Genomic DNA, 21,122 nt, shown 5'->3' on the forward strand with positions numbered 1-21,122 from the left:
AACATGGCTATTGATTATAAAATGATGGCAAGTCAGATTATTTCTAATATTGGTGGTGATAACAATATTGAATATCTCACGCATTGCGCCACGCGGTTACGTTTTAATCTAAAAGATCTCACCAAGGTTAATGGGCCTGCTCTCAGCGACATGCCGGATATCATTAAAGTTATCAATAACAATAGCCAGTTCCAGATCGTCATCGGCCCGCAAGTCGAGCACGTCTATCGGGCGATTGAGCAGGCTCGGGTCGTCGAACCTGAAAGCCAGACGGTTGCCGAACCCGTGGAAAAAACCTCGCTGTTTAACCGTCTACTTTCCAATATCTCGGCCATTTTCACCCCTTACATCGGCGTGTTGGCGGGCGTTGGCATGCTCAAGGGTATCGTGGTTTTACTCCAAACTATGAATCTGGTCCATACCGATGCCTATGTCTTTACCGTGTTTAACGCACTGGCCAGCGGCGTGTTTACCTTCCTGCCGCTTTTTATTGCGGTCACTGCCGCAGAGAAGTTTAAAACCAATAAATACATTGCGTTAGCTTTGACGGCGGCCATGGTATACCCATTAACGACGACAGATATCCCCGCCGCGATCAGCGTCTTTGGCCTGTCGCTGAGTATGAAAATCTACGGCGGCGCGGTGATCCCGGCGATTTTCGCGGTACTTTTCCTCAGCTATGTCGAACGCTATCTGAAGAAAGTCATCCCGGAAGTCGCCGCGCTGGTGTTTGTCCCCTGCCTGTCGCTGATTATCACCGGCTTCGTGGTATTCACCTTTATCGGCCCGATTGCTGACTACGTGGGCATCGGCATCGCCAAAGGTTACTTCTGGCTTTACCAGCTCAGCCCGGTGATTTCCGGCGCGCTGCTGGCAGGCATTGGTCAGTTGTTCGTGGTATTCGGCGTGCATTGGGGCATTATCCCGATTGCGCTGATTAATATTCAGGTGTCGGGCTTCGACACTATTATGCCGATGTTTATGTCGGCGGTGATGGGGCAATTCGGCGCGGCTTTTGGCGCAATCTTCATCGCCCGCAATGTGAAAGATAAGCAGATTGCCATTTCAGCCTCTATTTCCGCCTTCTTTGGCATCACCGAACCGGCGTTGTATGGGGTGAACCTGAAGTACCGCATGCTGTTTGTGTTTGGCTGCATCGGCGCGGCGCTGGGTGGCGGGATAACCGGCCTGCTGGGGGTGAAAACTTACAGTTTCTTGCCGGTGCTGAACGTGTTTGAGCTCGGCCTGTTCAGTGGCCCTGACTCGAAGATGATTTACGAAGTCGCCGCTATCGCCGTCGCCTTTAGCGTCCCAGCCATCCTAACCATTATTTATGGCAAAACTAGACTGGCCAAACTGCCCATTCCGGCGACTGAAAAGCCGTGAGATATGGATGTAGATAATAAAAAGCGCAGCCCGAAATCACTCCGGGCTGCGCTTTTTTATTGCAGCGTTTTTTATTGCAAAGCTACTTCTTACGCCAAACCGTTAACTGGGCCACGGTGTGCTGATATTTACGCGCCGTCTCGCGGATCACAAAAGGCACATCCATTGGCGACTGCGCTTCCTCAAAGTCACTCGACAGCAGGCGTTGCAAGGCCTGGTGAGTGGTCAGGGCTTCGCCATTCTCACGCACGCCCCCCAGCCAATTCTCCTTCGGCGTAAACTCTTCCAGCCAGGTGTATGGCGAAGAGAGCATCAGAATGCCGCCGGGACGGATCATAGTGACAACGTCACGCAAGAAACGCTTCGGCTCGCGCAGGCGGTCAATCAAATTGGACGCCAACACCAGATCGTAAGGCTCTTTCTGCGGCTTAAGGTTACAGGCGTCGCCCTGCGAGAAGCGCACCTTTGCAGCCAGCTCAGCACTTAGCCCGACATCCGATAAACGAGCGTGACAGTACTCCATCAGCTCGCCCTCTTCCTGAATCAAATAGCGCAGCTCTTCCCCGGCGGCCAGCGACAGTGCCACGTCAATGAAGCGCGCCGAATAGTCCAGACCGGTGACCTGGTCAAACGTGCGGGCCAGCTCAAAGCTGGCGCGACCGGTGGCGCAGCCGATATCCAAAGCGCGCTGGCGTTTATCACAGAGTTTTTCAGCGATGGCGACCAATGCGCAGGCATAGTTATCCACGCCGAAATAGGACTTACCGTATTGGAAATCAAGGTATTGCGACACTAAGGTGTCAGTTTCGTACGGATTCACAATCTGTTTTTCCTGATGAGTAGACACCACATAGCGGAAACCCGCGTGTTGGAAGAAATGCCGACGGAAGGCGTAGCGCGACGAGCGCAAGGCTTCATTGCCGGTAGAAATCCAGCTGCCGCCCTTGATGATGGAATGCTTGCCATCAAAGGTTGGCGTAGAAAAATCGTCATATAGCGGGTGGACGCGGAAACCCGAAAAACCGCCAATTGGCGTGGTCGTCCACTGCCAGACATTGCCAACCACGTCGTAAAAATCCCCTTGCGGGAACTGGTCTACCGGGCAGGAAGAGGCCCACCACGCCAGATTAATATTTCCCGGCGCCTGTTGCCAGTCTGGCTGGTCGCCCTCAACCTGGTCGCGTAAAACGTACCATTCGGCCTCGGTCGGCAACTGGATAGACTTACCGGTTTCATCCGCCTTCCAGCGGCAGAACGCGGCGGCTTCCAGCTGATTTACCTCGGCAGGCCAGTCCCACGGCATGGGGATCTCTTCCGCCATCAGGCGCAGCATCAAAGATTCAGGCGAGGCGAGATCGCCCACCCAAAATGTCGGGCAGACTGCCTGCGCAAAATCGCGCCACCCTTGCCCTTCTTCGTCCCACCAGTCGTTATTTTGATAACCACCGGCCTGAATAAACTCAAAGAACTCGGCATTGCTGACCAGCATTTTGCTGGCTTTAAAAGGTTTTACCTCGGTCTTGAACGAACCATATTCGTTATCCCAGCCGTAAGTATCATCCGTTTTGCCCAAAGTGATCTCGCCACCTTTTTGCGAAACCAATGAGTTCGCCGGAACTTCGCCGCGTTCGGTTCTCGATTGAGGACAGACAGGCCAGTGCGCTTGCGGCTTCACCCACTCGATCGGCAACTGGCGAATCAACACGCTGGAGGTTTCGAGGTGAATGCGTTCATGCTCGATACCCATCAAAATCACCCACGCCGGGCTTTCCCAGTCCAAAGGCAATTCAAGGGGCATCTCTTTGATAAACTGAGTAATTAACGAGCGAACCTTGCCACGATAATCTCGCAACTGCGCCACGCTCGGCCAGCTGTAGTGACTGTTATCAAGGTCGTCCCAACTCATTTCATCCACGCCGATAGCCAGCATGGCTTCAATTTCATCATCAATGCGCTGCTTAATCAGCCCCGCGGCCATTAGCTTGTTGATATAAAAAGTCGCGGTATGGCCGAAGTAGAAAATCAGCGGGTGACGCAGGGAAATGGCCTTATTGAAGTAAGCGCGCTCGTCGTCCAGACAGTCGAAAAGACGCTCATACAGTGCCCAAGTCTGCTGAAAATAGTTGAGGATCTCCTGTCGTTTTTCCTCTGAGCTGCGGCCACTTAAATACAGAGTCTGTGTCGGCGCAGGCAACCCGGTGGTCGTCGTTTTTGTTAAATTCATTATTATTCTCTCCGTTCTCTGACCATGCAAAGTACAGAGCAAAGTCTAGCATTAATTCATTTCATACCGGTTTCATGAGAAATTCTGTCACACTTTAAATTCAGCCGACAAAAATTAACTCACCATAAACAGCAGCGATCTTTCGCTAATTTGCAGCGATTCGCCTTGATAACGGTGGTGGAGGCTTTGGTAGGAGTCGCTGGAAATTATCCGTTCGATGTCTGCTGACAGGGCTTCTAGCGCCTGTTTCATTTGTGGCAAATAGTCGTGGGTGTCGTAGACGCGGTCGATGCCTTCCAGCGAGTGATTCATGATTTTACGCGCCACGTCGTTGGCGATATTGAGGGAGGCCAGCTTGGATCGGGCCGTTCGACGCAAATCACGAGTGGTGAAAGCCTCGATGCCCAGCCCTCTTTCTGCACGAACCATTCTGCGCAAAGCCTGAGTGATCGCCCCGCGTGATAAAGGTTTTTGCGGGTCCGACGGCGATGGAACCAGCCACGGACTGTCGGCCGGACTGGCTTCCAACAGGGCATTGACGCAGCGAGTCATCATTGCGGTAAGGGGTAAACTGTGGTCACGACGTGACTTATTTCTCTGCCCCTGACGCCATAAACCAATGGTTAAATGGAATTCGTCTTTGCGTGCGCGAACCACTTCGTCAGGGCGCCTGGCGGTGAGTAAGCAGAGGCGCAAAGCCCAGCGGCACTGCTCTGAAATATCCCATAAATCAAGACCATGCCAGAAAATCCAGATTTCTGCGTCGGTCAACGATCGCTCTCTTGGCGGCGTATTTCGGCCGCCGACGTCTCGCCGTTTCATCGAGCCAATCGGAGAATGTTCGATATAACCTTGGGTTTCCGCCCAGCTCATAAACTGTTTGCACAGAGCAAAAACGCGCTTGGCTTCGGCAATTTTTCCGTCGGCCAGCAGCACGTTAAACAGCCGGTTGAGCCGCAGGCGCGTCACTTTATTCAGCGGCAGCGAACCAATCATCGGCAGCACGTGTTTGAGCAGAGAGGAAATAGCAATTTCCGGGCGACGGCGTGTGATCATCAGCGACAGTCTGATCCACACTTTCATCACCTGCTCGACGGTGGCGTTCCCCTCTTCTTCCATATTATCCAGCTCGGTCAGCGGCGCATTCTTGATCTGGTTAAGAAAAAGGATCACATGGCGGCCAACCTGATCGGCGGCGATGTCGGGTTCTGTCACGGCTTGGTTCATTCAGGTAATTTCTACAGGCAAAAGTCCGGTGCGCAGTTATAACAACTTCAGTAAACCGAGGCAAAACCTTTGTGACTCCAGACCTATTAAGTCTGGAGTCACTAAGAATGCGACTCGCCAATATTAGCCAGCTCAGCTGCATCAATTTACCCAAGGCTTTTGGCGATCATAGCCCCAAAAATGCCAATTTATTATGATTTCACTTCGTATTGATATGTTATAACATAACAATATCATCTTTTGACAAACCTATTGCCATGTCCACTCCCAACGTTCTTAGCATTGAAGGCCTAAGTATCTGCACGCAGCGCAACAACCTGTTAATTAGCGGAGTAAATTTCCAGCTCGACGCAGGGGAATGTTTAGCGGTGATCGGGCCGAATGGCAGTGGTAAATCGACTTTACTTCGCGCCCTGACCAGCGAACTCGTACCAAGCGAAGGAAGCATTTTGCTCAACGGTCAGCCGTTGGCCAGCTTCTCGCGGCAAGAGCGCGCCAAGCATATTGCGATTGTGGCGCAGAACGATCCGCCCGATCCGCGATTGCTAGTTGAAGACTATGTCGCCCTCGGCCGCATTCCCCATCACAACTGCTGCACGCCCCTTCATCATCGGCGCTGTATTGAGCAAGCAATGGTCGATACCAAACTGGAACATTTGCGACATCGACTGATCGGGTCACTTTCCGGCGGTGAAAAACAGCGCGCCGCCTTGGCTCGCGCTTTTGCCCAAACTCCGCAATTGTTGCTGCTCGATGAACCGACCAATCATCTCGACCCTTTAAGTCGCGCGACGCTTTTGTCGCTGGTGCGCAGCAAGGGAATTTCGACCATCGCCGTGCTGCATGATTTGCCTCTTATCGAACCTTTCGCCGATCGCGTCGTGGTGTTGCAAAAAGGCAGGCTGGTGATCTGGGGTTATCCCAAAATCGCGCTGTCTGCTCAAATAATAAACCGCGTGTTCGGCATGGAAAGTTACACCGTCACCCACCCTATTACCGGCAATTCTTTACGCATTTTTGAAGCGCCTTTGTGCGCTTAATGTTTTACTTTTCTCTAGGACAACCTCATGAAAAAACTCGCCTTTCTGTTGCCCGGTTTACTGTTCTCCAGTTTGACCTTTGCCAGCGGCTTCCCGGTTACGGTGGACAGCTGCGGCCAGCCGCTGACTTTTACTCAGGCCCCGCAGCGCGCCGTGATCAACGATTTAAATATGTCGGAAATGGCTTTTGCTTTGGGTTTGCAAAGCCATATCGTTGGCGTGACCGGGATTAGCGGCTGGTACAAAGTGACGCCTGAATTCAAGATTCAGCAGGGAAATATCCCCGAACTGGCTGCCAAATACCCCTCTTTAGAAACTCTGGTTGCCGTCGCCCCTGACCTGTTTTTCGCCGGTTGGAACTATGGCATGAAATTGGGCGGCGACGTCACACCACAGTCGCTCGCCCACTACGGGGTGAAAACGCTGGCGCTGACCGAAAGCTGTATTTTTGTCGACAAGCATCGCCCGCGCGCCAGCATGGATTTGCTGTATGGCGACGAGTTGAAGCTGGGCGAAATTTTCGGCAAACGCGAAGAGGCGCAAAAATTGGTCGATGGCTGGAAAGCTCGCGTCGCAGCCGTGCAACAGAAGATAGGTAAACAGAAAACGCTAAAAGTTTTTGTGTATGACTCCGGCGAGGACAAGCCCTTCACCAGCGGGAAATACGCCATGCCGACGGCAATTATTGAAGCCGCCGGGGGTAAAAACATTATGGACAATCTTGACGCCAGTTGGACCACCACCTCATGGGAGAGCGTGGCAACTCAAGAGCCGGATGTGATTGTGTTGCTGGATTATCAAACCGGCGGCGGCGCGGCGGCCTTGCAGCATTTCCTCGAATCTCACCCATTAATGAAAGAGACGCCTGCGGTTAAACATCATCGCTATGTGAAGTTGCAGTACAGCGAATTGACGCCGGGTCCGGCGAATATTGACGCAGTAGAAAAACTGGCCAAAGTGCTTTATCCGGATGCAACTCATTGAAAATGAGTCGTTATCGTTACTTTCTGCTTATTGCGCTGAGCCTGTTTACGCTGATATTACTGATGCTGCTGGGCGTCGCGGCGGGGAGCGTTTCTCTGCCGATTTCGCAGGTGTTGTCCTCGCTGGGGCTTTATCAGGCCCCGGTTCCTGACATGATCCATCGCATCGTGTTCGAGTTACGCCTGCCGCGAAGTTTGTTGGCGGCGCTGACCGGAGCGGGTCTGGCGATGGTGGGCGCCTTGCTGCAAACCACTACCCGCAATGAGCTGGCCGACCCTTTTTTGTTCGGGCTCTCTTCCGGGGCCTCCGCCGGAGCCGTGGCGGTGATCACCCGCTATGGCGATCGGCTCGGCGCGTGGGGTTTGCCGATTTCGGCCTTCGCGGGCGGCATTCTTTCTGCGGTTTCGGTGATGCTGCTGTTTATGCTGCAACGCGCCAAAGGGGCAGAAAAGCTGGTAATTAGCGGGCTGGCGATCTCTTTCCTGTTTGGCGCACTGACTAACTATCTGGTGTTTTCGGGCGATCAGCGCGCGGCTAGTTCAGTGCTATTTTGGTCGCTGGGGGGATTAGGGCTGGCGCGATGGGACAACATTGGCTTCGCTGTGGCGGCAGTTGCGCTACTGTTTGCCTTGGTCGCGTTGCGCTGGCGCTGGCTGGATGCCCTGCTGGCAGGAGAACAAACCGCGATTTCACTGGGAATAAATCTCACCCGCCTGCGGATTGAAATCTTCCTCGGCTGCGCGCTGGCGACCTCTTTATTGGTCTCTTTAACCGGGGTGATCGGCTTTGTTGGGTTGATGGTGCCCCATCTGGCACGGCCGCTGTGCGGGGTTCGCCACCGATTATTGCTGCCGGTGGTGGCACTGTTCGGCGCCATATTAATGTCAGGCGGCGACCTGCTAAGTAGGTTACTGATTGCCCCCCAAGAGCTGCCGATTGGCATTATCACTGCCGGATTAGGAGGTATTTTTGTCTTGGCAATCCTGTTAAAACGCCAATAAAAAACCGGCGCTATTGACCCAGAGCGCCGGTTTCAACCTGTCCAGAACTTAAAGAGACTTTAAGGTCACCGCAATAACATCTTGATAAGGCGTGGTTTTATGCCCAATCAGTTTGCTCAGGGTTTTGCTGTCGTCAAACAGGCCACCCTTCGCCGCACCGGCGTCTGAATCAGCCAGCATATTGGCGAAACCTTCCGGCAGGCCTGCGCCAAGCAGCGCTTTGGCGAACTCATCTTGCGACAGATTAACGTAGTCGACTTTTTTGCCCGACTGGCGCGCAATCTCGGCGGAGAACTCGGCCAATGTGTAGCTTTCATCGCCAGCCAGCTCGTAGATTTTCCCGCCCTGATTTTCCAACTGCAATACCGCCGCCGCGGCTTCGGCATAGTCTTCACGAGCTGCTGAAGAGATGCGGCCTTCGTCAACTGCGCCGATAAACGCATTGTGAGCCAGAGCCGGAGCAATACTCGCGGCGTAGTTTTCGGTATACCAGCCGTTGCGCAAAATCACCGCAGGCACGCCAGAGGCTTTGAGTGCCGCCTCGGTCGCGCGGTGCTCGGTGCCCAATCCCAGTTTGGTCGTGTCGGCGTGCAGCAAGCTGGTATAGGCAATCAATTTCACCCCGGCGCGTTTGGCCGCGTCAATCACCGCCTGATGCTGAGCCTCGCGCTGGCCCACTTCGTTAGAAGAAATTAGCAGCACTTTTTCCACACCTTTGAAGGCACTTTCCAGCGTTTCGGGCTGGGTGTAATCCGCCTGACGCACATCGACGCCAAGGTCAGACAGGTCTTTGGCTTTTGCAGGGCTGCGCACTGCCGCGACGATCTGGTTCGCGGGGACTTTCTTCAACAATGCTGCGATAACAAGGCGGCCGAGTTGGCCGGTAGCACCGGTAATAGCGATCATGATGTTTCTCCGAAAGTGAATTAAGTTCGATTGGACGGTCGTCTTATGACGAAACAGTCTGAATATCGCGTCCGTGAAAGATATCCTATGCGATATACTAACTTTTCGTAAGTACGTACAAAAAGGTTAGTATGAAATTAACATCATTGCCGGTCGAAACGGCTGAAGAACAGGTCATGGAGAACATCCTCGGAGAGCGTCTTCGCCGGGGCGAAGTGATGAGCGCCGACTGCCCGTCCCGCGAAATTCTCAGCCACATCACCAGCCGCTGGGGCGTTTTAGTGCTGATCGCCTTAAGCGACGGAACCCAGCGTTTCAGCGAATTACGCCGTAAAATCAACGGAGTTAGTGAGAAGATGCTGGCGCAGACTTTACAGACGCTGGAAACCGACGGTTTTGTGGATCGCATCTCCTACCCCGTGGTGCCGCCCCACGTGGAATACAGCCTGACCCCGTTAGGCGTTGAGGTACAAACACAGCTCACTGGGCTAACGGACTGGGTGGAAACTAACCTGCACCGCATCATCAATCAGCGCAATCTGCGCCTGGTGGACAAACAATAAAGGCCCGAAATGCGGACCTTTCGCTGTTTAAATGATAGTCCGGCTTATCCCTTTGCGGCGGCGGTTTCGTGTAAATGTCGCCAGATCACTTTGCCATCCGCATCGGCTGAAAACACCACGGTCGAGTAGCGCAGCGTGGCGTTCTGGCCAGGAAGCTGCTGGCGCTCCTGATAGCTAACCACTCCGCCGTCGGCGCTTTCTGCCACCAACTTCATCTGTTCGATTTCAATTTGAAGGCCGATTTTTGCGCCATGCTGCGATTGGAAAAATCCGCATAACTTCTCAAAATCCAATACATGGCCACTCAATGTCACCATCGAATATTGCGGGCTGAAGCGGCCCAGAAGCTGGTCGTAGGTGGTTTGCGGGGAGTTAGCATTACCCAACCAGCTGGCGATTAAGTCATGTGCATCAAGCACTTCCTGAAAATAACGGTTCACGTTGACTCCTGATTTAAGGTGTTAACAAGGCTGCGATTGGCGATTCGACAACACAGCGCAATGGGAATAAAGACGCTGAGGGCGGCCAGCACAAAGCAGAATTGGTAGGCGCGTTCAGCACTCAGGCCCGAGTAGCTGAGCAAAAGGTTGAGTAACAGACTAAGCAGGGTTACGCCGAGGCAAAAACTCAGCTGGCGGTTGATGTTCCACAGCGCGCTGGCGTCGGCCAACTGGCGGTCTTCAATCTGGATAAACGCCGTGCTTTGCGCCGTGCTGCTGCACAAACTGCTGCCAAAGCCCATCAGCGCGAAGGCGGTAAGTTGCAGGCCGATATCCGTAGCGCCGCTGATCTGCGTCAGCGTCGCAATGCCCATCCCCTGTACCAGACAGCCAACAATAAACAGCGGGCGCGGCCCCAGCTTGTTGAAGGTTTTCCCCGTGAGGCTAATGGCAATAAAAGAAGCCAGCGACCAGGGCAGCATCAAAATCCCCACCTGCGCCGCATGCATTTTGAGCTGGTCTTGCAGATAGAGCATGGAGACCAAACTAACGCCGGTAAAAAGCCCCGGAATAAATTGATAGATAATCATCGAAATGCGCAGCAGCGGGTCCTGCACCAATCGTAGGTTAAGCAACGGCTGCGGCAAGCGCAGCGAGTAAAACACATAAGCCGCCATTAGCAAGGCTCCCGCTAGCAGCAACCCGCCGCCGAACAGCATCTGCTGGCCATCCCCCAGATAGGTTAGGCCGAGTAAAATCAGGGTCAAAGCGCCGCACAGCATCAGCAAACCTCGCCCGTCGAAATGCCCGGCGGCGACTTTCTCGGTTTCAGGTTTTAACCAGCAGGCTGCCAGAATTAGCGCCACAACCGCCAGTGGCAGTGAGGCAAAAAACACCCAGCGCCAGCTCAGACTGTCGACAATCATCCCCCCAACTGCCGGGGATAATGCCGGAGCCATCAACCCCACCAGCATGATCACGGACGAAAGCTTGGCTCGCTGGTGACTCGGGTAAAGGGCATAAGTCAGCGTCTGGCCGAGGGGGATCAGCAGGCCCCCACCAAGACCTTGCACCACACGCCAGCCAATCAGCTGCGCCATGGAATTTGACAATCCCGCGCCGCAGGAGCCAAGAATAAATATCAATAATGAGATGATAAACAGTCGCTTAGCGCCGATGCACTGAGCCAGCCAGCGGCTGAGAGGAATAATCAACGACAGGCCAAGAATGTAGCCATTGCTGACCCAAGCCAGCAGGCTGACGGGGGCGTCGAAGTGGCGGCCAATGTCCGGATAGGCCACGTTAGCGATAAACATATTGATCAGATCGACAAAAAAGCCCAGCAGGTAGACGCTGGCGACGCGCATCCGGTAAGTCATGAAGTTCTCAGAATATAAAGCAGGAAAGCGTGCAGTCTAGAGCTTTAACTGGCCGAGATAAATTGGCTTACCGGCGTTACACTGTCAAAATAACTTTGACAATAATGCCGGTAAAGTGAGAAATCATGCTGAATTTACAGCGCCTTGAAATGTACGTTGCCGTCGTGGCGGCGGGCAGTTTTACCGCCGCGGCCAATAACCTCGGCCTGACTAAAGCCGTGGTGAGTTTCAACATTAAGCAGCTGGAAAACGAACTGGGCGTCGCCCTGCTAACCCGCAGCACCCGGCGCATTGCCATGACCGACGCCGGAGAGCGATTTTACCTGCGCTGCCTACAACTGCTGCAAGACGCCGAAAGCGTGCTCGACGACGTACGCCGCGATCACTCTGGCCTGCAAGGTTTGCTACGCATCACCACCACGCCGGAATATGGCGCGCGCGTGGTGGTTCCGGCTCTGGCGGCTTTCTCCCTGCTTCACCCGCAACTGCGCATTCAGCACGTCTCTTCGTCGAATCACGACGACCTGATTTCTGGCCGTTTTGACGTGGCAATTCGCCTCGGGCAGTTGGCGGACTCCAGCCACCACGCAGCGCTGATCGACCGTTTTGATATTCTCCCCGTCGCTTCTCCGGACTATTTACAGCAATGGGGCGGCAACATCGCGGATTTAACCCAGCTGGAGCAGGCACGATGGATTGCCCATAGTCGCCTGAACACCCCGCTAACCTGGCAAGTGCTGACCCCAACGGGTGAAAGCGTGCTGTTCAACGCCGGACAAAGCCCGATGCTGATGGCCGACAGCGCCTCCTCTTTATTAGCCTTCGCCCTTAACGGCGCGGGTATCGCGCTGCTGCCCGTATGGCTGGTTGAAAGTGACATTGTCACTAAAAAGCTGACTCATCTGCTACCCGATCACCGTTTTCCGGCTCAGGGAATTTATGCCCTCTACCCCAACACCCGCCACGTACCGGAAAAAGTGCGGGCTTTTATCGACTTTTTACAACGCCGGGTGGCAGGTTGATTAAGTCTGAATAGCGATAAACAAAAACTTCGGGGAAATGCGCGGCTTTCGGAGGATAATGGTGGCATTCTGAGGATTAAGAGACAAAGGAAAGCATGATGTCCAACCAGCTAGCAGCAGAAGATTACTACGCCGAAAAATATGGCCTGACCCGCACGCACTCCGAAGTTATTTTTGCCGCCCAGCAGGTTCCGCCGGGCAAGGTGTTAGATTTAGGCTGCGGCAGTGGTCGCAACTCACTGTATCTCAATCTTAAAGGCTCAAGCGTCACCGCGTGGGACTTCAACTCGCTGAGCATTGCCAAACTCAATGAGATCATTGAGGCAGAATCTCTGCAAGGGATTGAGACGGCGGAAATTAATCTCAATGCCCATCGTTTTAGCGGCGAGTATGATTTTATCCTCTCCACCGTAGTGATGATGTTCTTAGAGCGCAGCAGCATTCCGAATATCATTGCCGATATGCACGCCAGCACCCGACCGAGGGGCTACAACCTGATTGTGGCCGCCATGGATAGCCCGGACTATCCTTGCCCGCTGCCTTTCCCCTTCAGCTTCCAGCCCAACGACCTGCGTGATTACTACCAAGGTTGGAACATTGTGAAGTACAACGAAGACGTCGGCGAACTGCACAAACGCGACGCCAACGGCAATCGCTACAAAATGCGTTTCGCCACCCTGCTGGCTCAAAAACCGGCCTGACCGTCATGGCTCAATCGGTGAGTAAGCCTGAGCAAGTGCGTTACTACCGCCCGGAGGATATTCCGGGCATGGTGCTGGGTGAGGCGCACTTCACCGATTTCAGCTTTGAGCCGCACTTCCATCTGGATTACCACATTGGCTTGATCAGCGAAGGCGCGCAGCGGCAAAAGTTCTCAGGGCAAACCGGGCTGCTGGGCGCCGGGCGTATCTCAATTATGCCGCCCGGCGAGATCCACACCGGCACGCCGGAAAACAATAATGCCTATACCCTGCGCACCTTCCGCGTTGCTCCTGCTTTGCTCAATAATCTGGCGGAAGAGTTTTCTGGCCGCCACCGGCCATTGGCCGTCGGCGCGGGAATTATTGAAGCGCCGGATCTCAGTAAGCACCTATCTGTACTTCATCAACTGATGGCGCAGAAGAGTGATACGGCAGGGCATTCGTTTGACGAGCAATATTTGGCCGCGCTCGAGCCGCTGTTTATTCAGCTAAAAGTCACGAGGCCGGTGGAGACGCAGCAGGGCCTGTCGAGACGCCAGTGGGGAGAGATTGAAGCTTACTGCCACGCGCATCTGGCGGAGAAAATTTCACTGAGCGAGCTGGCGGCGTTGTGCGGGTTGAATCGATTTCAGTTTCTGCGCTGTTTCAGCAAACACACCGGCATGACGCCTTATGCCTGGCTGAAACGCCTGCGGTTGGAAGTGGCCTGTAGCCTGCTGGGGCAACCAGGGAGAAGCATTGCGGACATCGCGTCCGCAGTGGGTTTTTATGATCAAAGCCATTTCAACCGCGCGTTCCGCTGGGCTTTCGGCGTCGCGCCTTCTCACTACTAGTTATATATAGTCAGATAAATCAATAAGTATCATGGAATCCTGAAATCTCAGGATTCCACAATCATCACCAACCTTTTACTGCATCACCGTGATAAATCTTGTCGGCGGCGGCGGCAACTTCATCAGTTTGATAAGCCTTAACCAAATCCTTCACCTTCTGGCTGTCTTTATTGTCCTCACGCGCCACAATAATGTTCACGTAAGGTGAGTTTTTATCTTCAACAAACAGGCCATTCTTAGCTGGCGTCAGGCCGACTTGGCTTGAGTAGTTGGTGTTGATGATGGCCAGGTCGATTTTGTCGTCGTCGATGGCGCGGGTCAGCTGCGGCGCTTCAATTTCAACAATTTTCAGGTGTTTTGGGTTCTCGACGATATCCAGAGAAGTCGGCAGTAGGCCCACGTTATCCTTCAGCTTAATCAAACCCTGTTTTTGCAACAGCAATAGAGAGCGTCCCAGATTGGTGGGGTCATTTGGCACGGCAACCTGCGCGCCGTCTTTCAGCTCGGAGACGGATTTGATTTTGCGCGAATAGCCTGCGATTGGGTAAACGAAGGTGTTGCCTACAGCCGCCAGTTTATAGCCACGCTCTTTAATCTGTTTTTCCAGATAAGGGCCGTGCTGGAAGGAGTTGGCGTCGATATCGCCGCTGCTCAATGCTGAGTTTGGCAGCACATAATCGGTGAAGGTGACGACTTCCACGTCGAGATTGTATTTCTCTTTGGCGACTTTTTTGACCGTGTCCCACAGCGGCTGGTCAATACCGGCGCTGATGCCGACTTTGATGTGGTTGTCATCTTTCTTCGGGCCACAGCCGCTAAGGATCAGCGCGCTTGCCAAAGAAACTGTTAATAAAGAAGCTTTTACCGCGTGTTTGAGAGAGGTGCGCATAGACAATGTCTTTCCTTAAACTATAAAAAACAACCAAAATGAAGGTGCCCGTCGGGCTAGTTTTGTGGCGTGAGTTTTTCAAACCCCGCCCTCGCTGGCAAATAAGAAAAAGACATAACCTATGCATTAAAAATGCGAGACTTTTTTCAGACTTTCAGCCTGTAAATTCAAGGGTATAAATTAAATACTTCGGCGGTGAGAATCAGCCGGGAGCCAGCCGCCGACAAACGTTGAGCACCAGCTGCCGCAGCCAGCGATGGGCGGGATCCACTTCAGATCTCGGGTGCCACATCTGCGAGATAGTGATTTCTCGCGTTTGCACCGGCAGTGGGAAAGAGCAAAGTTTGGCGAGCTGGCCGTCAGTTTGATTAACGGACTGATTAATCAGGAATGATGCCGGGACGTGAGCCACCAGGTCTGAGGACTGAGCAATCGCCAGCGCGGCGGAGAAGCCCGGCACCACGGCGGCAATTTTGCGGGTAAAGCCTAGTTCGGTTAAGGCCTGATCCACCGGCCCGGTGATGCCTTCGCGGCGCGACACCAAAACATGACCGAAAGAGGCATAGCGCGCCACGCTCATCTTCTCCTCTTGGGCCAGCGGGTGGCCGTTGCGCACCACGCCGACAAACTTATCGCGAAATAGCGTCTGCAAACGGATCTCCGGCCCCATTTCGCCCAGCACGCCAATTTCTAAATCTACCCGCCCTTCCCGCAGCGGTTTGGCGCTTTTCTCCGGCTTAGGCAGAAAGCGCAGACAGACACCCGGCGCTTCTGCGGCGGCAGCGGCAATCAGCGCCGCGCCGAACGCGGTAATAAAACCGTCATTGGAGCGTAGAGTAAAGGTACGCTTTAGCGTGGCAACATTGAGCGCGGTGGCCGCAGGGCGCAGCACGGCGCGGGCTTCCAACGCGGCGTTTTGCGCGCGTTCGCGGATCTCTTCGGCGTAGGGCGTGAGCACCATCTGCCGTCCGGCCCTTACTAGCAGCGGGTCGCCGGTGACGGCACGCAGGCGGCTGAGGGTGCGGCTCATCGCCGAGGCGCTGAGACTCAGGCGGCGAGCGGCGGCGGCGACGCTGACTTCATTAAGCAGCACGTCGAGGGCGATAAGTAAATTGAGATCGGGTTCAGTCATGACGCGCGTTTTACTCCAGAGTCAGTCAAAGTGAGAAGGCGTCTGGTGCAGGTTATAAGTGCAAATGCTGCGCCTTCCGCCTTATCTCAGCGACGAGTATATTTGCTTCATCGACAACTTAATACGAGTGGTAAAGGCTATTTATGGAATTATTCTCCAACCGACCCGGTGACGACGGCCTGCCCGGCCGCGACCGTTTCTTCGCTATGCTAACCGTGATGACCATGGCGGCGATGGTGGTGTTCGACGGCTCGATGGTCAATATCGCCCTGCCGCAAATCGCGCGCTCGCTCGAGGTTTCCGCCGCCGCCGCCGTTTGGGTATCGAATGGCTACCTGCTGTCTGCGGCGATGTCGCTGGCTATCTTCGCCGCCCTCGGCAGCCATATTGGCTTTCGCGCCCTGTTCAGCGGCGGCCTGATCCTGTTCACGCTGGCGTCGGTGGGCTGCGTGTTCTCTTCCTCGCTGGACATGCTGATCGCTATGCGGCTGCTACAGGGGATTGGCGGCGCCGCCACCTTGAGTATCGGCCCGGCCATTTTGCGCACCGTGTTCCCTAATCGCCTGCTGGGAAGAGTGCTGGGCGCGAATGCCCTGCTGATCGCCGCCAGTACGGCCGTTGCCCCGATGCTCGGCGGCACCATCCTCGCCGCGCTAAGCTGGCAATGGCTATTTGCGATTAATATCCCACTGGGCGTCGTGGCACTGCTTCTGGCTTTGCGCGTGGTGCCGGGCAAAACCAGCACGGTTCGCCACCCCTTTGATGTCGCCGGAGGGGCGCTGTCTGCCATCACGCTCGGCGCGCTGATCATGGCCGCGAATAGCTTTTCCCATGCGGACAACGGCCATTTTTCATCGCAAACTCTGCTGGACGCTTTGGCCTACGCCGTGGCCGCCATTGTGGCCGGGATAGCCTTTGTCTGGCGTCAGCGCCGGGCACCTAAGCCGCTGCTGCCTCTGGGCATGTTCGCCTCATCGCGCTTTTCTCTGGCGGCGCTCACCTCGTTGGCGTCCTTTGTCAGTCAGGGCATCACCTTCGTCGCCCTGCCGTTTCTGTTCCAAAACGTTTATGGCTATAGCGCCTTTACCTCGGCCCTGCTTTTCACCCCGTGGCCGATTGGCATTATCCTCGCCGCGCCGCACGCCGGGAGGCTGGCCGACCGCCATTCGCCAGCGGTAATTTCAACCATTGGGCTGGGGATAATTGCGCTGGGACTGATTCTGCTCTCTTTGCTGCCAGAACAGGCGGCGATGTGGGATATCTGTTTGCGCAGTCTGATATGTGGCATCGGGTTTGGCTGCTTCCAAAGCCCCAATAACCGCGAAATGCTGGCCAACGCCTCGCGCGAAAACAGTGGCTACGCCTCTGGCGTGTTGGCGATTATGCGCACCTTCGGGCAGTGTCTGGGAACGGCACTGGTGGGCGTGATTTTGTCGATTTCACTGAGTGATGCGGCGCACGAAGCTCAGGCGATTCATTTCAGTTTGTGGGTGGCGGTGATAGCCACGGGTCTGGCGATTATTGTTAGCCTGAGCCGCATTAGAAACACTCACCACCAGCCACTAAAAGACGCCTAAAAGCCAAGCCGCACGGGTGTTCAGGCAAATTCGTAACTGATTTTAATCCGCTCTTTAGCTTTGATTTTTCGCAGTTCCAACCCCCGTAATGCCTGGGTGGTGGCGGCATGTGTGCCACCACAGGCTACCGGCACATAGTCGCCCAGACGCACAATGCGCATCTCTTCGTTTTGCGGAATAGACCCCGCCAGCTCTGGCCGCAGGCGGGCGATTTCATCAAAAGACATACTTTCAATGGTAACCGGCAAATCCTGCTCAATTGCCTCCGCCACCTTGCTGCGCACCTGCTCCAGCAGCTGATCGGCGGCTAAGGTACTGTTTCCAGTGAATTCCACATAGGCACCCGGCAAAAAGTGGTGGCCCTTAGCTGGCACCAAAGAGGGCATCAGAGTTTCCACCACGTGGGCAATTAAATGCCCTGCCGTATGGGCCAGCGACGCCCTGCGGCGGAACTCAGCGTCAATAGTTAAGGTCGCGAGCTGACCGATGTCGAGACTGACTTGGGGATCCGCCAAGTAATGGCGCACTTCCCCGCCATGATTCAGCGCCTGGCGCACCAAATGGCTTTGGCCATGCTGGGTCACACTGCCGTGATCCGACATCTGCCCGCCTCCCTGAGGATAAAAAACCGTCTGCTCGACCACAAAATAGCGCCCTTTTTCATCTTCGCCGGTGTGCAAGATTGGGCTTTCACAGGTGATAAGTTCAGGTTGAGTCCGGCTTAAAATGCGCGTCATGCGATGTTCCTCTGGTTTTTATAGGTGATTTTTTAACTGCAAACCTGAGTATGGCGCGGGTAAAAGGAGCTGGATTGTAAAAAATTGCACGGTAAAAGATTTTCAAATTCGCCGAGTGCGATTTGCAATAGCCTTTAGGTGAGACATTCCCAAACGATATTGACGACTCCTTTGCTATATGGTTGTATAATACAACCATATTTCAGAGATCGATTTCCATGAGTTCAGCCCCCTCTATAGTTGAAGAAATCCGCGTGGCGTCGCGCAAAATGGTGCGAGAGTTGGGTTTTATGAATAACACGCTGGCCGCCACCCAATACTCCCCGTCGGTGGTCCACACCCTGCTCGAAGTGGAAAACCATGGCTCCATGACGGCGGCGCAGCTGGTGCAAATCCTCGGGCTTGAGAAGTCGAGCGTCAGCCGCATGCTGACTAAGCTGGTGAGCGCCGGTGAGCTGGAAGAAACGCCATCTACCGACGACGCGAGGATCAAGCAGCTTACCCTGACGGCGCAGGGCAGGAAAACCGTCGAAAAAATCAATAGTTACGGCAGCCAACAGGTGATCGCCGCCCTGCAAAAGATGAATCCCCACCAGCAGCAGACCGTCTCACAAGGGTTGAGATTTTATGCCGAGGCGCTAAAAGCCTGTCGCCAAGAGAGCGAGCCGGAAAGCAAAGATCAGGTAAAAGTCATTTGTGGCTACCAGCCCGGAATGATTGGCCGCATCACTGAAATGCACGGCAGTTATTACGCCAGAGAACATAATTTCGGCAGCTTTTTTGAAGCCAAAGTGGCGGCGGGTCTGGCGGATTTTGCCGGACGTCTGGATAAGCCGGGCAATCAGATTTGGCTGGCGATGCAAAATGGACGCATTGTCGGCTCGGTGGCGATTGATGGTGAAGATCTGGCGAATGACGATGCCCACCTGCGCTGGTTCATCCTTGATGATGGCTGTCGCGGCAGCGGCGCGGGTAGAAAGTTGATTGCCGCCGCGATGCAATTCTGCGATGAACAAGGTTTCCCGGCGGTACAGCTGTGGACATTCAACAAACTCACCGCCGCTAGGCGTTTATATGAGTCCTTTGGCTTTGAACTGGCGAAAGAGTGGCAAGGCGATCAGAGGGGAAGCACTATCACTGAGCAGCAGTTTACTCGGGCCAAACGCGCATAGCATTGTCGACCAGCGCCATCATGGCCTCTTTCGACGCGCCCTCTTTGGCTTTGATCGACATGCCATTCAGCAGGGTGCTGAAGAAGCTGGCTAAGGCGGCGGGATCGGCAGTTTTCGGCACATCGCCGTCGACCATTCCCAGCTCTATGCGGCCTCTGAGAGCGCATTCGGTTTCAAAGCGCGCGGCCTTAACAGCCCTTTGTACTGGCGAGGTGGACGGGCAGGAATTCACCGTCGAGACCACCAGCATGCAGCCCGGCGGGTTTCCTGGGCTGACATATCGCTCGGCGGCTTGCCGTAAAATGCGCTCAATGGCGGCCTTGGCGGTGACTTCTTTACAGGCTTCCACCTGATAATTGCCCGGCCCTTTGATATAGCGATCCACCGACTCAAGAAACAGCCGCTCTTTATCTCCAAAGGTGCTGTAGACGCTCGGCGTGGTGATTTTCATCGCCTCAAGCAGTTCGGCCATCGACGTCGTTTCATAGCCATGCAGCCAGAACAGGCGCATGGCCTGCTCCAGCACGTCTTCGCGATCGAAAGACTTAGGTCTGCCGCGTTTCTTTAATGTGGAAGATTTATCTGTGTTCATAACTCCGATTCTAAAAGATGCCCCCTGACGCAGCAAGCAGCGACCTATCAGACCCGCACGGCGGGCCGCGGCCGGGTGAATAACACAATGACCGAGGCCAGCAGGGCAAGAACTCCGCCGAGCATAAAGGCACTGCTGGTGCCGATACTGTCAGCCAGTACGCCGCCAAAGAACGCGCCGCTCGCCAGTGAAAACTGGAAAATAAACACGATCAATGAGGATCCGGTTTCAAACTGCTCAGGCGCGGCCTGATAAACCCAGATATTCAAACATACTGGCATAGCGCCAAACGCCAGCCCCCACATAACAATCAGGAAGGATGCCGTCAGCGCGCTGTCGCTAAGCTGGGAAGCGCCGACCACCGCCACACCCATGAGTAGCAAACAGGCCAAAAGCGTGTGCTTCACGCCGACGCTCTTCACCATCACTTCCGTCAGGAAAGTCCCGACCAGTCCCGCAAGACCATAAGCCATGAGTAATAGAGAGAGATCTGACGCCGATAACCCGAGCTGAAAACGCAGCCACGGCTCGAGGTAGGTATAAGCCGAGAACTGCGCGGCGGCCATGAACAGCGCGATGATCAGCCCATAACGCACGCCGGAGATCTTCGCCACGCTAAATAGGGTGCTGGCTTTTATCGACTGTCTGGCCGGGAGCGAGGGCAGCGTCACCCATTGCAGCAGAAAGACCCCAACGGCCAACACCGTATTCAGGGTAAATGCCATCCGCCAGCCAAGAATATCGCCGATAAATGCCCCAGCGGGCACCCCGGCGACAGTCCCCACCGCCACGCCCGCCGAAATCAGCGAAGTGGCTCTTGCTCCCTGCTCTTCAGGCACTAGGCGGCGGCCCGCAGGAATGGCAAAAGACCAAAATCCCCCAACGGCGACTCCCAAAATGATACGACCGATCAGCAAAACTCCAAAAGAGGGTGCGAGCATCGCCGCCGCGTTAGAGAAAATCACCAGCGCAGACAAGAACAACAGCAGAGTGCGGCGATTCAGCTGGCGGGAAAACAGTATCAACAGGAGCGCCGAGGCTGCGGCCGCCAGCCCCGGCAGCATCACCGCCAGCCCTGCCCGCCCCTCGCTGACATTCAGCGAATGCGCAATGGGGGTCAGTAAGCCTATAGGCAAGAATTCAGTGTTAATCAAAACAAAGGTGCCGAAGCCGAGCGAGATAACACTCAACCATCGTTTAAATGCAGAAGCGTTAGGCTGGGCGTCCAGGGAAGTGCACTCAGTCATAAAAGGATCCTGAAGGTTTTAAAGTGAGGGAAGCTAGATATCGCGGCTATGAAACGGCATTCAGGGCCAA

Annotated in this window: 20 protein-coding genes; 10 read left to right on the forward strand and 10 right to left on the reverse strand. The window is 54.6% G+C overall.

What is annotated here, in order from left to right:
- The first annotated feature begins 3 nt into the window (after positions 1-3).
- A complete protein-coding gene (locus ACT3RT_RS17915) occupies positions 4-1,386 on the forward strand; it encodes a PTS transporter subunit EIIC (RefSeq protein ID WP_485903373.1) in 1,383 nt (460 codons plus the stop codon).
- 82 nt (positions 1,387-1,468) lie between these two features.
- Here the strand turns inward: ACT3RT_RS17915 and ovoA are convergent, their stop codons facing one another.
- Both ovoA and ACT3RT_RS17925 read right to left on the reverse strand, forming a co-directional pair.
- A complete protein-coding gene (ovoA, locus tag ACT3RT_RS17920) occupies positions 1,469-3,610 on the reverse strand; it encodes a 5-histidylcysteine sulfoxide synthase (RefSeq protein WP_496203469.1) in 2,142 nt (713 codons plus the stop codon).
- 114 nt (positions 3,611-3,724) lie between these two features.
- A complete protein-coding gene (locus ACT3RT_RS17925; RefSeq protein WP_496203470.1) occupies positions 3,725-4,837 on the reverse strand; it encodes a tyrosine-type recombinase/integrase in 1,113 nt (370 codons plus the stop codon).
- A 257-nt stretch (positions 4,838-5,094) separates the two neighbouring features.
- On the opposite strand from ACT3RT_RS17925, the gene ACT3RT_RS17930 reads away from it, so the two are divergent.
- From ACT3RT_RS17930 to ACT3RT_RS17940, 3 genes are read left to right on the forward strand one after another with little or no spacing between them, the layout of a single operon-like run.
- Entirely contained in the window at positions 5,095-5,877 is a 783-nt protein-coding gene (locus tag ACT3RT_RS17930) for an ABC transporter ATP-binding protein (RefSeq protein WP_496203471.1), read from the forward strand.
- Between the two features lie 27 nt (positions 5,878-5,904).
- Positions 5,905-6,861, forward strand: coding sequence for an ABC transporter substrate-binding protein (locus ACT3RT_RS17935; RefSeq protein WP_496203472.1), 957 nt, complete (start codon positions 5,905-5,907; stop codon positions 6,859-6,861).
- A gap of 2 nt (positions 6,862-6,863) precedes the next feature.
- Positions 6,864-7,862: a FecCD family ABC transporter permease gene (locus tag ACT3RT_RS17940; RefSeq protein WP_496203473.1), complete on the forward strand. Its 999-nt coding sequence runs from the start codon at positions 6,864-6,866 to the stop codon at positions 7,860-7,862.
- A gap of 48 nt (positions 7,863-7,910) precedes the next feature.
- On the opposite strand, the gene ACT3RT_RS17945 is transcribed toward ACT3RT_RS17940, so the two are convergent.
- Positions 7,911-8,768: an SDR family oxidoreductase gene (locus tag ACT3RT_RS17945; protein WP_485903379.1), complete on the reverse strand. Its 858-nt coding sequence runs from the start codon at positions 8,766-8,768 to the stop codon at positions 7,911-7,913.
- Between the two features lie 176 nt (positions 8,769-8,944).
- On the opposite strand from ACT3RT_RS17945, the gene ACT3RT_RS17950 reads away from it, so the two are divergent.
- Positions 8,945-9,331: a winged helix-turn-helix transcriptional regulator gene (locus ACT3RT_RS17950; RefSeq protein ID WP_485903451.1), complete on the forward strand. Its 387-nt coding sequence runs from the start codon at positions 8,945-8,947 to the stop codon at positions 9,329-9,331.
- 44 nt (positions 9,332-9,375) lie between these two features.
- On the opposite strand, the gene ACT3RT_RS17955 is transcribed toward ACT3RT_RS17950, so the two are convergent.
- Both ACT3RT_RS17955 and ACT3RT_RS17960 read right to left on the reverse strand, forming a co-directional pair.
- Positions 9,376-9,771 (reverse strand): DUF4440 domain-containing protein, encoded by a 396-nt coding sequence (locus ACT3RT_RS17955; RefSeq protein ID WP_353504215.1) that lies wholly within the window; start codon positions 9,769-9,771, stop codon positions 9,376-9,378.
- Positions 9,768-11,150 carry an MFS transporter gene (locus ACT3RT_RS17960; RefSeq protein WP_496203474.1) on the reverse strand — a complete coding sequence of 461 codons (1,383 nt, stop codon included), beginning with the start codon at positions 11,148-11,150 and terminating at the stop codon, positions 9,768-9,770. Before ACT3RT_RS17960 ends, ACT3RT_RS17955 begins: the two co-directional genes overlap by 4 nt.
- 125 nt (positions 11,151-11,275) lie before the next feature.
- Here ACT3RT_RS17960 and ACT3RT_RS17965 point away from each other — a divergent pair, with 125 nt between their 5' ends.
- The 3 genes from ACT3RT_RS17965 to ACT3RT_RS17975 all read left to right on the forward strand — a co-directional run bounded on the left by ACT3RT_RS17965 (position 11,276) and on the right by ACT3RT_RS17975 (position 13,706).
- Positions 11,276-12,172, forward strand: a complete 897-nt coding sequence (locus ACT3RT_RS17965; RefSeq protein ID WP_441655924.1) for a LysR family transcriptional regulator — start codon at positions 11,276-11,278, stop codon at positions 12,170-12,172.
- Between the two features lie 98 nt (positions 12,173-12,270).
- A complete protein-coding gene (gene tehB, locus ACT3RT_RS17970) occupies positions 12,271-12,873 on the forward strand; it encodes a tellurite resistance methyltransferase TehB (RefSeq protein ID WP_496203558.1) in 603 nt (200 codons plus the stop codon).
- 5 nt (positions 12,874-12,878) lie between these two features.
- Positions 12,879-13,706, forward strand: a complete 828-nt coding sequence (locus ACT3RT_RS17975) for an AraC family transcriptional regulator (RefSeq protein WP_496203475.1) — start codon at positions 12,879-12,881, stop codon at positions 13,704-13,706.
- A gap of 64 nt (positions 13,707-13,770) precedes the next feature.
- On the opposite strand, the gene metQ is transcribed toward ACT3RT_RS17975, so the two are convergent.
- Positions 13,771-14,595: a methionine ABC transporter substrate-binding lipoprotein MetQ gene (metQ, locus tag ACT3RT_RS17980; protein ID WP_353504219.1), complete on the reverse strand. Its 825-nt coding sequence runs from the start codon at positions 14,593-14,595 to the stop codon at positions 13,771-13,773.
- 202 nt (positions 14,596-14,797) lie between these two features.
- Complete coding sequence (locus ACT3RT_RS17985) at positions 14,798-15,727, reverse strand: LysR family transcriptional regulator (protein WP_485903385.1); 930 nt, start codon at positions 15,725-15,727, stop codon at positions 14,798-14,800.
- 143 nt (positions 15,728-15,870) lie between these two features.
- Here ACT3RT_RS17985 and ACT3RT_RS17990 point away from each other — a divergent pair, with 143 nt between their 5' ends.
- Positions 15,871-17,304: an MFS transporter gene (locus tag ACT3RT_RS17990; protein WP_496203476.1), complete on the forward strand. Its 1,434-nt coding sequence runs from the start codon at positions 15,871-15,873 to the stop codon at positions 17,302-17,304.
- A 20-nt stretch (positions 17,305-17,324) separates the two neighbouring features.
- On the opposite strand, the gene ACT3RT_RS17995 is transcribed toward ACT3RT_RS17990, so the two are convergent.
- Positions 17,325-18,041 carry an alanine--tRNA ligase-related protein gene (locus ACT3RT_RS17995; protein WP_485903386.1) on the reverse strand — a complete coding sequence of 239 codons (717 nt, stop codon included), beginning with the start codon at positions 18,039-18,041 and terminating at the stop codon, positions 17,325-17,327.
- 218 nt (positions 18,042-18,259) lie between these two features.
- On the opposite strand from ACT3RT_RS17995, the gene ACT3RT_RS18000 reads away from it, so the two are divergent.
- Complete coding sequence (locus ACT3RT_RS18000) at positions 18,260-19,213, forward strand: bifunctional helix-turn-helix transcriptional regulator/GNAT family N-acetyltransferase (protein ID WP_496203477.1); 954 nt, start codon at positions 18,260-18,262, stop codon at positions 19,211-19,213.
- On the opposite strand, the gene ACT3RT_RS18005 is transcribed toward ACT3RT_RS18000, so the two are convergent.
- Entirely contained in the window at positions 19,191-19,805 is a 615-nt protein-coding gene (locus tag ACT3RT_RS18005; RefSeq protein ID WP_485903388.1) for a TetR/AcrR family transcriptional regulator, read from the reverse strand. The two genes, ACT3RT_RS18000 and ACT3RT_RS18005, sit on opposite strands and share 23 nt — an antisense overlap.
- Positions 19,806-19,852: 47 nt before the next feature.
- Positions 19,853-21,052, reverse strand: a complete 1,200-nt coding sequence (locus ACT3RT_RS18010) for an MFS transporter (RefSeq protein ID WP_485903389.1) — start codon at positions 21,050-21,052, stop codon at positions 19,853-19,855.
- Positions 21,053-21,122 lie beyond the last annotated feature (70 nt).

It is taken from the genome of Ewingella sp. AOP9-I1-14 (assembly GCF_052375995.1).
Classification (GTDB): Bacteria; Pseudomonadota; Gammaproteobacteria; order Enterobacterales; family Enterobacteriaceae; genus Ewingella; species Ewingella allii.